Annotated in this window: 10 protein-coding genes; 6 read left to right on the top strand and 4 right to left on the bottom strand. The window is 61.3% G+C overall.

What is annotated here, in order from left to right; all coding sequences use genetic code 11:
• Positions 1-46 precede the first annotated feature (46 nt).
• Both ACLD1X_RS23010 and ACLD1X_RS23005 read right to left on the bottom strand, forming a co-directional pair.
• A complete protein-coding gene (locus ACLD1X_RS23010; RefSeq protein ID WP_429371572.1) occupies positions 47-880 on the bottom strand; it encodes an aldo/keto reductase in 834 nt (277 codons plus the stop codon).
• The gene (locus tag ACLD1X_RS23005; protein WP_429371570.1) at positions 864-2,612 is read right to left on the bottom strand and encodes an FAD-dependent oxidoreductase; all 1,749 of its coding nucleotides are present in this window, start codon (positions 2,610-2,612) and stop codon (positions 864-866) included. The genes ACLD1X_RS23010 and ACLD1X_RS23005 overlap by 17 nt, the downstream gene beginning before the upstream one ends.
• Positions 2,613-2,786: 174 nt before the next feature.
• Between ACLD1X_RS23005 and ACLD1X_RS23000 the strand changes: the two genes are divergently transcribed.
• From ACLD1X_RS23000 to ACLD1X_RS22985, 4 genes are all read left to right on the top strand, one after another.
• Complete coding sequence (locus ACLD1X_RS23000) at positions 2,787-3,563, top strand: IclR family transcriptional regulator (RefSeq protein ID WP_008022590.1); 777 nt, start codon at positions 2,787-2,789, stop codon at positions 3,561-3,563.
• Positions 3,564-3,803: 240 nt separating this feature from the next.
• Entirely contained in the window at positions 3,804-4,859 is a 1,056-nt protein-coding gene (locus tag ACLD1X_RS22995; protein ID WP_429371568.1) for a Gfo/Idh/MocA family protein, read from the top strand.
• Positions 4,860-4,861: 2 nt separating this feature from the next.
• A complete protein-coding gene (locus ACLD1X_RS22990) occupies positions 4,862-5,677 on the top strand; it encodes a sugar phosphate isomerase/epimerase family protein (RefSeq protein WP_429371566.1) in 816 nt (271 codons plus the stop codon).
• Between the two features lie 149 nt (positions 5,678-5,826).
• Positions 5,827-6,705 carry a DMT family transporter gene (locus ACLD1X_RS22985; protein ID WP_413703983.1) on the top strand — a complete coding sequence of 293 codons (879 nt, stop codon included), beginning with the start codon at positions 5,827-5,829 and terminating at the stop codon, positions 6,703-6,705.
• 62 nt (positions 6,706-6,767) lie between these two features.
• Here ACLD1X_RS22985 and ACLD1X_RS22980 read toward each other — a convergent pair whose 3' ends face one another.
• Complete coding sequence (locus ACLD1X_RS22980) at positions 6,768-8,105, bottom strand: MFS transporter (protein ID WP_429371564.1); 1,338 nt, start codon at positions 8,103-8,105, stop codon at positions 6,768-6,770.
• Positions 8,106-8,373: 268 nt separating this feature from the next.
• Between ACLD1X_RS22980 and quiC the strand changes: the two genes are divergently transcribed.
• Positions 8,374-10,275 carry a 3-dehydroshikimate dehydratase QuiC gene (quiC, locus tag ACLD1X_RS22975; protein ID WP_429371562.1) on the top strand — a complete coding sequence of 634 codons (1,902 nt, stop codon included), beginning with the start codon at positions 8,374-8,376 and terminating at the stop codon, positions 10,273-10,275.
• A gap of 101 nt (positions 10,276-10,376) precedes the next feature.
• Positions 10,377-11,054, top strand: a complete 678-nt coding sequence (locus tag ACLD1X_RS22970) for a TetR family transcriptional regulator (RefSeq protein WP_429371560.1) — start codon at positions 10,377-10,379, stop codon at positions 11,052-11,054.
• 55 nt (positions 11,055-11,109) lie between these two features.
• Here ACLD1X_RS22970 and ACLD1X_RS22965 read toward each other — a convergent pair whose 3' ends face one another.
• Positions 11,110-11,964 carry a shikimate dehydrogenase gene (locus ACLD1X_RS22965; RefSeq protein WP_429371558.1) on the bottom strand — a complete coding sequence of 285 codons (855 nt, stop codon included), beginning with the start codon at positions 11,962-11,964 and terminating at the stop codon, positions 11,110-11,112.
• Positions 11,965-11,966 lie beyond the last annotated feature (2 nt).

Below are 11,966 nucleotides of genomic sequence, written 5' to 3'. Positions count from 1 at the left end.
CGCTCAGGCAAAAGCGCGAAGGAGAAATGTGTAAGGACTGGTAAGGTTACTGATCGAACGCGTCCCACATCGGAGCAAAGTCCGGGCTGACCTGACGTTCGCGCTTGGACAGGCTGGCGATCAAGGCACGGTCTTCGTCATCCAGTTGCACATCCAGCGCCGAAAGATTGGCCAGTTGATTGGCCTCGCTGCTGGCCTTGGGAATCGCGGCCACATTGGGTTGGTCGAGCAGCCATTTGAGCGCGACCTGGGTCGGCACTACACCGTGTTTCGCGGCGATCTGCCGGATGGCCGGAATCTGCGACACCTTGTTGCGCGCCAGTGGCGTGTAGGCCGTCAGCGCAAGGTCGTGTTGACGGGCGTAGTTGAGCAGGGCGTTTTGTCCGAGCAGCACGTGGTACTCGACCTGGATCGCCGACAGCGGCGCTCCCAGTTCTTCGACGACTTTGCGCAACAAAGCCAGCGGAAAGTTTGCCACGCCAATGTTGCGCGCCAGGCCTTGTTCCTTGAACGACACCAGGGTGTCGATGGTGCGCGGCAGATCCCAGTCGGTGGCTGGCCAATGGAGCATGAACAGGTCGACGTATTCACAGCGCAAAGCTTTGAGGCTGCGGTCCATGGAATGGCGCATCGCGCCGGGTTGCAGTTGGTCCCACCAGACTTTGGTCGTGACGTGGATTTGCTCGCGGGGTGTCGGACTGTTCGCCAGCGCCTGACCGACAGCGTCTTCGTTGTTGTAGGCCGCTGCCGTGTCGATATGCCGGTAACCCAGGGCCAGAGCCTGCTCCACGGCACGGGTGCATTCCTCGCCGAGCATTGGCCAGGTGCCGAGGCCAAGTTTCGGCATGTTCAAACCCTGTGCGTTAACGATGTGCTGCATGGTCGATCTCCTTTTCATAAGCAGTGACGCCGGCGATATGGCGCGCAGCGATGTAACCGAAGGTCAGTGCCGGGCCAAGATTGATGCCGCCAGCGGGGTAATGACCGCCCATGATGCTCGCCATGTCGCCGCCCGCCGCATACAGCCCGGCGATGGGCTGCGCCGCGTCGTCCAGGACCTGGGCGTGTGGGTTGACCTTGAGCCCGGCGAAGGTGCCGAAGCAGCCCGGCTGGACCTTCACGGCATAAAACGGGCCTTGTTCGATCGGCGCGACGCATGGGTTGGGTCGTTGTAATGCGTCACCCTGTTTGCGGTTGTAGGGCGTGGAACCACGACCGAACTGCGGGTCCTCGCCGTTGCGCGCATGGCGGTTGTAGTCCGACACGGTGCTGCGCAAGCCGTTCGGGTCGATACCGCAGGCCGCAGCCAATTGCTCAAGCGTGTTGCCGGTTTTCAGATAGCCGCTGCGGATGAAGGGCGACAGCGGCACCGGAAATGGCCGAGAGATGCCCAGGCCATAACGACGCTGAAAGCCATGGGTGCAGATCAGCCACGACGCCACTTCTTCACCCGGTGGGGCGGCGGCGACCATGGCCGTTACGTAGTCGTAGTAGCCGTTGGCTTCATTGACGAAGCGCTGGCCGTTGCTCAGCACACCGATGATGCCGGGTTTGCCGCGCTCGATGATGTGCGGGAAGTGTCCCGTGCTGCCGTCGCTGTGCGGCACTTGAGAAACCGGCGCCCAGGCGACGGCAGACGCCATGTCGGTATTCACCTGTGCACCGGCGCTTTCGCCCAGGCGCAGGCCATCGCCGCAAACGCCGAGGGGCGGCAAGGCCAGATGCTCATGTCCGGTCGGTGTGCGGGGGAACAGTGCCTTGCGGCGCTCGATGTCATTGGCGAAACCGCCCGCCGCGAGCACTACGGCCTTGCGTGCATGGATACGCACCAAACCTTTGGCGGTGCTGACCACCGCACCGCGTACCTGATCGTTCTCGCGCAGCAGTCGGGTCACGGGCGCGGATTCCCAGAGCAGCACGCCGAGGTCGTCCGCGGATTTTGCCAGGCGCGCCACCAGTGCCACGCCGTTGACCAGTTGCATCGCCCGGCCATGCACGATGAGGTCGAACAGGTGACGACCGAAGCGCCGCGTAACGTGCCGGGCTGCCGACAGTGAACGGGTCAGGCTGAGGAATGCCGTGAGATCCGCCCCCGCCATGATCGGCATGCCCATGAACGAAGTTTCCCGCATGGTTTTGCGAAGACGCTTGAGCAGCTTGCCGACTTTTCGTGCGTCGTAAGGGGCGGCGATCACCGAGCGTCCACCGGTGCCTGCCCCGGGCGTGTCGCCATGAATGTCGGCAATGGCGTTGCCGTCGGCGAATTGCAGCGTGGTGTGCTGCTCGAAGAACGACACCATCCGTGGGCCAGCCTCCAGGAAAGCGTCGATCATCGCCGGGTCAAAGCGTTCACCCAGTTCGTGCTGCAGATAGGTGCGAGGCCGTTCAACGTCTTCGACGATGCCCGCACGCCGGGCCAGCGGGTTGCAAGGCACCCAGGCCCAGCCGCCGGACCAGGCCGTGGCACCGCCGAACATGGGGTCCTTTTCTGCCACGATGACTTTCAACCCGTGCCACGCGGCGGTTACGGCCGCCGACAGCCCCGCCGCACCGGAACCAACGATCAGCACATCGCAGTCGATGTCGGGAAGGAAGTGCGCTTGGGCAGGCATTGTTTGAACTCCGGCTTTATATTTTTTGGAATCTGATTCCATAAAATATAAGAGTCAGAGGAATTCGGAAAAGTCTTGAGGGCATAAAGCGGGCGGTTATCGAACGGTCAGTTCCAGATTTCGCATTCGATCGGATGTCTTCTAGAATCGAGCAAATTTTGTGTGGAAGCGACCATGGCCGGCAGTCAGATCGAACGTGTTTTCAGTGTGCTCGAAAGCCTCACCAGCGATCCCCGTGGCCTGCCGATGCAGACGCTGGCGGAGCAGCTGGACATCCCAAAAAGCGCTACCCATCGCCTGCTGGCCGAGCTGATCCGCCTCGGTTACGTGCGGCAGAACCCGGAGAATTTGCGCTATCACCTCTCGACCAAACTGGTGGCGATGGGCTTTCGTTACCTGTCGAGCAGCGGTGCCGATATCGTGCAGCCGGTGCTTGACCGACTGGCTCAGGAAACCGGCGAGCTGGTGCGCCTGGGCGTGATCGACGGCGAGCGTCAGACCTGGATCGCCAAATCCCAGGGCGCTCGCTCCGGTCTGCGTTACGACCCGGACATGGGCCGCGATGCGCCATTGTTCTACACCGCTTCTGGGCATGCGTGGCTGGCGTGCATGAGCGATGCCGAAGCCTTGTCGCTGGTGGAGCGGCAGGGCGCGCAAGTGCCGGACCATGTGGGGCCGAACGCGCCGCGCTCCAACATCGAATTGCTCGAGCGCCTGCGTCTGGCGCGGGAGCAGGGCTACGCCTGCGTCGAGGAAAGCTCGGCGGTGGGGACTTCGGCCATTGCGGCGGTGGTGCGCCATCCTGCCGATGGGCGGGTGATCGGCGTACTCAGCGTCGCCGGGCCGAGCGCGCGGATGCCGGGGGCGCGCCTGCATGAGCTGGCGCCGTTGTTGCTGGCGTACGCCGAGGAGCTGTCGGCGGCGAGCCTGGCGTCGGAGTTGTTCAGCTAAGGCCGCCGAAATCCCTTGTGGGAGCGGGCTTGCTCGCGAAAGCGGTGTGTCAGCTGACATCAATGGTGCCTGACACAGTGCATTCGCGAGCAAGCCCGCTCCCACATTTTGAACAGCGTTCAACTTGAGAAGCTGTGCGCTGTTCGAACACTTTCAGAAGTGGTCTGTGTAAGAATCTGGAACTCGGTTCTAAATTATTGGAATTCATCGCTCCAATAACACAGACAAGAGGACCGCATCTTGAACTCACCCCTTCGCATCGCCTTGATCGGTGCTGGCAACATGGGCCAGCAGCACTACCGGCATTTGCAATCCATGACCGAAGCGACCTTGTGCGCCGTAGCCGATCCTGGGCCGCAGGCGGCAAGTCTTGCGGCTGAATGGGGTGTGGCCCATTTCGCCGATTATCGTCAGATGCTGGAGCAGGCGAAGCCGGACGCCGTCATCGTCGCCAACCCCAACACGCTGCACGTCAGTACGGCCCTCGATTGTCTTGCAGCCGGCGTGCCGGTACTGCTGGAAAAACCGGTGGGTGTGCATCTGGATGAAGCCCGGGAGTTGGTGGCTGCTTCGAAGGCGAGTGGTGTTCCAGTGTTGGTCGGCCATCACCGTCGCCACAATCCGCTGATCGTCCGCGCCCACGAACTTGTCCACAGCGGCGCATTGGGCCGGTTGACCACGGTCACGGCGCTGTGGCAGTTGCGCAAGCCCGACAGCTATTTCGAGACATCCTGGCGCCGCGAGGCCGGTGCGGGGATGTTATTGACCAACCTGATCCACGACCTCGATCTGCTGCGGCACTTGTGCGGCGAGGTGCGCCAGGTTCAAGCCATTACCAGCAATGCCATACGCGGGTTTGCCAACGAAGATTGCGCGGCGGTGTTGCTGCAATTCGACAACGGTGCGCTGGGCAGCCTGACCGGCTCGGATGCGGTGGCCGCCCCCTGGAGTTGGGAGCTGGATTCAGGAGAGAACCCGGTTTATCCGCGTCACGCCGATCAACCGTGCTACTTATTGGCCGGAACCGGTGGGGCGCTGAGCATTCCGCAACTCAAGCACTGGCACTACACGCAAGCCGATGGCGGATGGCATCAACCGTTGCTGGCTACCCAGGAGAGCTTCAGTGGCGAAGAGGCCTTGCGCCTGCAGTTGCAGCACTTTGTGCGTGTAGCGCGTGGGGAAGTCGAGCCGCTGGTGAGTGCCGCCGATGCTGCACGCACTTTGGCGCTGATCGCAGCCATCCGCGAAGCCGCGGAAACCGGTCGTGCCTGCACGCCATCCCTGGTCGAGGGTTGACCATGAGCGAGCGAATCTTCTCCCTGGCCAGCCTGACTGTGCTGGAGCTTTCACCTCCGGACATGATCGAGGTCGCCGCGCGGGCCGGTTACAGTCATGTCGGCTTGCGCCTGGTACCGGCGACCCCTGAGGAACACCATTTTGCCTTGGTGGCCGACAGCCAATTGCGGCGCCAAACCCTGGCGCGTCTGCGCGATACCGGTATCGGGGTGCTGGACGTCGAAATCCTGCGCCTCAAGCCGGAGACCGTTGTTGCCGACTTCGAGAAAATCCTGGAGGTGGGCGCCCAATTGGGTGCCAGTGAATTGCTGGTGGCCGGCAACGATCCTGACGAACAACGGCTGACGGAACATTTTGCCGAACTCTGTGATCTGGCGGCACTCTATGGCTTGCACCCGCATCTGGAGTTCATGCCCTGGACTGATGCGCGCAATCTTCAACAAGCCGTGCGTATTGTAGAAAACGCCGGGCGGGAAAACGGCGGCGTGCTGGTGGACGCCTTCCACTTCGATCGTTCGGGATCGCGGCTGGAAGATCTGGCCAAAGTTGCTCCCTCGCGGTTACGGTATGCACAGTTGTGTGACGTCGCAGGACTGCGGCCGACCGATATGGCGGAGATCTTGCGCCAGGCGCGTAACGAACGGCGTTTTCCCGGCGATGGCGATTGTGATTTGCCGGGATTGCTGGGGTGTTTGCCGACTAACATTCCATTGAGCCTGGAGATTCCCACCGTGCAGTTGCTGGAGCAGGGCGTGAGTGGATCGGAGCGGGCGCAGATGGCGCTGGATAAAACCCGGGAATTGTTGGCGCGGCTGTAATCGGTGCTGCGCACATATCGCCTGTAGGAGCGAGCTTGCTCGCGATGGACATGAGGGCGCCGTGTTTATCCAGGCGGCCATCAGCATCGTTTACGACCATCGCGAGCAAGCTCGCTCCTACAAATTAAGGATGTAAAAAAGGAAACCCAATGACCGTCAGCACCCCGCTTTCCGGCGTCAATCAGCCCTTCAAAGGGATCTTGCTGATCGTTGTCGCAACCTTCCTGTTTTCCACCCACGACGCCTTTTCCAAATACCTCTCCGGGTTCTATCCCATTGTCATGGTGGTCTGGGCGCGCTACGTGGTTCACACCTTGTTGATGGCCGGGATTTTCCTGCCGCAATCCGGGCTGCGGGTCCTGCGTACCAAACGGCCATTGCTTCAGGTGATCCGGGCGCTGTGCCTGCTGGGCACCAGTCTGTTTTTCACCACGGGGTTGATGTACATCCCGCTGGCCGAGGCCACGTCGGTCAACTTCCTGGCGCCGGTACTGGTCACCGCCTTGTCGGTGCCGCTGTTGAAGGAGCGAGTGACGCGGGGGCAATGGCTGGCGGTGATTTGCGGTTTCATCGGGGTCCTGATCATCGTTCATCCGGGGGGCGATCTGTTCACCCCGGCGGTGTTGCTGCCGTTCTGCTCGGCGCTGTTTTTCTGCTTCTATCAACTGCTGACGCGCAAGCTCAGCGAGATCGACAGCCCGACCACCAGCAATTTCTTCGCAGGCCTGTGCAACACGCTGGTGATGAGTGCGCTGGTGCCGTTCTTCTGGCAGACGCCGAACCTGATGCATGGTGCGATGATGGTGGCGCTGGGGACCTGCGGGATGACGGCCCACCTGTTCCTGACCCAGGCGTTTCGTCTCGCTGCACCGGCACTGCTGGCGCCGTTCAGCTATTGCCAGATCATCTTTGCCGGCCTGCTGGGCTGGCTGCTGTTTTCCCACACGCCGACACTGACCACCGTGATCGGCATTGCCGTGATCTGTTGCAGCGGGTTGGCGGCGGCCTGGCAGCAAAGCCGCCGCTAAGCTCCGGCAAAACGCAGGCAAAAAAAACGCAGGCCCGAGATCGGGCCTGCGCCGAGGGAACATCAGCCTTCTACTTGCGGAATCTTGCGCGGTGCCATGAAGTACATCCAGGTCAGCGCGATGAAGTACATCGCCGGGATCAGGGTGAACAGCACCGTGTAATTGTTGTTGGTGACGGTCAGGATATGGCCGACCAACTGGGTCATGAACATCCCGCCAATCGCCGCACACATGCCACCGAAGCCGAATACCGTACTCATCATGTGCTTGGGCGTGTAGTCCATCACCAGGCTCCAGATGTTCGCAGTCCAGGCCTGGTGCGCGCCGATGGCCAGGGAGATGGCGAATACGGCGACCCACAGATTGCTGGAGCCGGCAGCCATGATCACGCCGATGATGCAGCAGGCGAACAGCAGCATCGACATCAGCCGCGCCTTGATCGGGTTGACCCCGCGACCGATCAGGAACGAAGAGAGGATGCCGCCGCCAACGCTGCCGAAGTCGGCAGTGAGGTAGATGATGATCAGCGGAATGCCCATCTGGGTCACGTTGATGCCCAGGTTGTATTGCTGATTGAGGAACGGCGGCAGCCAGTACAGGTAGAACCAGAACACTGGCGCGGTGATCGAGTAGGCGAGGGCGAAGGCCCAGGTGCCGCGCATGCGCAGGATTTTCGAGAACGGCACGCGGGCCTGTTCCGGCTCGACTTCTTTCTGGATGTAATCCAGCTCCGATTGTTTGACGCTCGGGTGCTCTTCCGGATTGAAGTACTTCAAGCCCCAGCACAGCAGCCAGATCCCGCCCAGTGCCGACATGCACAGGAACGCGGCCTGCCAGCCCCAGGCGTGGAGGATCAGCGGCAGCAGCATCGGGGTGAACATCGCACCGACGTTGGTCCCGGCGTTGAAAATCCCGGTGGCCACGGCGCGCTCGCCGGCCGGGAACCACAGGCGGGTGGTTTTCACGCAGGCCGGGTAGTTGGCGGCTTCGGTCAGGCCGAGGATGAAGCGGCAGACCATGAAGCCGGCCGCCGAAGTGGCCAGGCCGTGGGCGCCGGTCGCCAGGCTCCAGAGCAGCACGGCGCAGAAGAACACGCGCTTCACGCCGACCCGGTCGATCAACCGGCCCTGCAGCACGAAACCGATGGCGTAGCCGACCTGGAACCAGAAGTTGATGTTGGCGTAATCCATCGCCGTCCAGCTCATTTCCTTGGCCAGGATGGGCTGCATGACGCCGAGAGCGGCGCGGTCGATGTAGTTCAGGGTGGTGGCGAAAAACACCAGTGCCAGCATGCCCCAACGGGTTTTGCCGACCGCCATGGCGCCGCGGATCTTGTCGCCGATGCCACCGGCAGTGACATTCATGGCCGGAGCCACGCGTGAGCTTTGGGAAGGAATCATGTGTACCACCCGTTTTTTGAATTTGTTATTTGGTGTTCTGGACATCGCGGCCGGTGCTGCGTGCCCGGACTTGATGTGAGGACGATGTTGGGCATTGGACAAAAAATCGTCAATTCGCCAACCGCCATTTTGTTCGATAATCGAACACAAAACTAACTGGGTAGTACACTTTAAATTGCTCAATGCATCGGCCGGCTCAATAATTCCCTCACTCTTTTAAAAGCGGCGCAAATTCCCTGTAGCCGAAGCCTCCACCGGGAGCCGAAATATGCAGCGTTCCATTGCCACCGTATCCTTGAGCGGTACCCTGCCGGAAAAACTCGAAGCCATAGCCGCCGCCGGGTTCGACGGTGTCGAAATTTTCGAGAACGACCTTCTCTACTACGACGGCAGTCCACGGGAAATTAAACAGATGTGTGCCGATCTCGGGATCGCCATCACCCTGTTTCAACCGTTCCGTGATTTCGAAGGCTGTCGACGTGACCGGCTGTCGCGCAACCTGGAACGCGCCGAGCGCAAATTCGACCTGATGCAGGAGCTGGGCACCGACCTGGTGCTGGTGTGCAGCAACGCCTCGGCCGAGTCCGTCGGCGATGAACAGATTCTGGTCGACGATCTGCGGCTGCTGGCCGAGCGTGCCGGGGCACGCGGCCTGCGCATCGGTTACGAGGCACTGGCCTGGGGCCGGCATGTGAACACGTATCAACAGGTGTGGAACATCGTGCGTCAAGCCGATCACCCAAGCCTTGGCGTGTTGCTGGACAGCTTTCACACCTTGTCGCTCAAGGGTGATCCCGGTGCTATCGCCCAGATCCCCGGCGACAAGATCTTCTTCGTGCAAATGGCCGACGCGCCGATCCTGGCCATGGACGTGCTGGAGTGGAGCCGGCATTTTCGCTGCTTCCCGGGCCAGGGTGAATTCGACTTGCCGGGGTTCCTCGCGCCGATCATCAAGAGCGGGTACACCGGGCCGTTGTCGCTGGAAATCTTCAACGATGGTTTCCGCGCCGCGCCGCCACGGGCCAACGCCGCCGACGGCTTGCGCTCGTTGTTGTACCTGGAAGAGAAAACCCGTGAGCGTCTGGCGCAGGAGGCCTCGCCTGCGGCCAAGCCAGAAATTCTGTTCGAAACACCCAAGGCCAGCGAGTACAACGGCATCGAGTTTCTCGAATTCGCCGTGGACGAAAGCCTCGGCGCCAAGCTCTCCCATTGGCTGGAACGACTGGGTTTCGTCAAGGCCGGGCAGCATCGCTCCAAGAGCGTCAGCCTGTTGCGCCAGGGCGATATCAACCTGATCCTGAACTCGGAGCCTTACTCCTTCGGCCACAGCTTTTTCGAAGCCCACGGCCCTTCGTTGTGCGCGACCGCCGTGCGGGTCAAGGACAGTGCGAGTGCATTGGCCCGTGCCGTGGCCTACAAGGGCCAGCCCTATCGCGGGCTGGTCGGCCCCAATGAGCTGGAGCTGGCAGCGGTGCGCGCGCCGGATGGCAGCCTGATCTATCTGGTGGATCAACACGCCGATGTCTATGGCACTGACTTCAATCTTTACCCGCAAGCGCCGGTCTACGGCGGCCTCAAACGCATCGACCACATGGCGATGGCGCTGCCGGCCGACAGCCTCGACAGCTGGGTGCTGTTCTACAAGAGCCTGCTGGATTTCGAGGCGGACGATGAAGTCGTGCTGCCGGATCCTTATGGGCTGGTGAAGAGCCGTGCCTTGCGCAGCCGCGACAGTTCGATCCGCCTGCCGCTGAACATTTCCGAAAACCGCAACACCGCGATCTCACACGCGCTGTCGAGTTATCGCGGCTCCGGTGTGCATCACATCGCGTTTGATTGTGATGACATCTTTGCCCAGGTCAGCCGTGCAAAAGAGGCGGGCGTGCCACTGCTGGACATCCCGCTCAATTACTACGATGACCTGGCGGCGCGGTTCGACTTCGACGACGAGTTCCTCAGCGAACTGGCCTACTACAATGTGTTGTACGACCGCGACGCCCAGGGCGGTGAACTGTTTCATGTGTACACCGAGCCGTTCGAGGGACGATTCTTCTTTGAAATCATCCAGCGTAAAAACGGTTATGCCGGCTACGGCGCAGCCAACGTCGCGGTGCGACTGGCGGCCATGGCCAAATCCCGTAGCGGCGCATTGCGTCAGGCGAAGTTGTAGGAAATTCGTAAGCGCGGGATTAAACGTGGACTGCGCGGCTTCCTTCACCGGGTCGCGCGGCCCATAATCGCCAGCCTGTGCAGTGATGGCCTGAGCCCGCAATGACAATGACTTCAGAACTCCCCGCAGCCTCCGCAGAAACAGGTGCCGAGCCGCGCAAGAGTCGCAAGAACAACCCGGAAAAGACCCGCGAGAACATCCTGCAGGAGGCGATTGTCGAGTTCGTCCAGCAGGGGCTTTCCGGTGCTCGCGTCGATGCCATCGCCGAGCGCATCCACACCTCCAAGCGCATGATCTATTACTACTTCGGCAGTAAGGAGCAGCTCTACGTCGAGGTGCTGGAGAAACTCTACGGCGATATCCGCAGCACCGAAAATCGCCTGCACCTGGCGGAACTGGCGCCGGTCGAGGCGATTCGGCGGCTGGTGGAGTTCACCTTCGATCACCATGATCGCAATGTCGATTTCGTGCGCATCGTCAGCATCGAGAACATTCACAACGCCGAGTACGTGAAGCGCTCCGATGCGATCAAGGCGATGAACAACACGATCCTCGACTCACTGGGCGAGATTCTGCGTCGCGGCGCCGAGCAAGGGCTGTTCCGCGCCGGTCTTGATCCGCTGGATGTGCACCTGCTGATCAGTTCGTTCTGCTTCTATCGCGTCTCGAACCGCCATACCTTTGGTGAGATTTTTCAGATCGACCTGCCGGACGAACGCATCAAGCAGCGTCATCGGGAGATGATTTGCGAGTCGGTTCTGCGCTACCTGCAAGCCTGAATCCATCGCGGGCAAGCTCCGATCCTGTGGGAGCGTGGCTTGCCCGCGAAGCTTTTCAGCCATTCATGCTCTGAAAGTGCGCCAGCATTCGCTGGGCATCCGGCACCACGCCGCTGAACAATTCGAACGCCTTCACCGCCTGAAACACCGCCATGTTGCCGCCGTCCAGCGTCCGGCAACCGAGGGCGCGAGCGTTGCGCAGCAGTTCGGTTTCCAGCGGGAAGTAAACGATTTCCGCCACCCACATTTCGGCTCGAAGCAACTCGGCCGGGACCGGCATGCCCGGCAGCTTTTTCATGCCCATCGGCGTGGTGTTCACCAGGCCGTCAGCCTGGGCCAGGGCGCTCGGCAGGTCATACCCGGCTATTGCCCGGCCGACGCCGAAATGCTGATTGAGGTTGTCGGCCAGATCCTGGGCGCGACGGATGTCCACGTCAAAAATGCTCAGCCGTTGTACGCCTTCGCTCAACAAGGCGTGGGCCACTGCTGCCCCTGCGCCGCCGGCGCCCATCTGGACGACACGCTCAACGGCAACGTCCTTCAAGCCGCGGCGAAACCCTTCGGCGAATCCCAGGCAATCGGTGTTGTGGCCGATGCGTTTGCCGCCCTTCAGGACCACGGTGTTCACTGCACCGATGCTGCGGGCTTCCGGCGACAATTCGTCGAGCAACGGGATGATTGCCTGCTTGCACGGAAAGGTGATGTTCAGACCGGTGAAGTTCATGCGCTCGGCAGCCATCAGCAAGTCGGGCAGGGCATTGCTGTCGAGTTTCAACGAGTCGAGGTCGATCAGGCGATAGAGGTAACGCATTCCCTGGGCATCGCCTTCGTGCTCGTGCAAGGCCGGTGTGCGGGAAGCCTGGATGCCGGCGCCGATCAGCCCGGCCAGTATCACGTTGTTCTGAGTCACGG

Origin of the sequence: Pseudomonas sp. 18173 (assembly GCF_050432945.1) — a bacterium.
GTDB lineage: Bacteria > Pseudomonadota > Gammaproteobacteria > Pseudomonadales > Pseudomonadaceae > Aquipseudomonas.
This window is presented reverse-complemented; position numbering and strand designations above follow the sequence as displayed.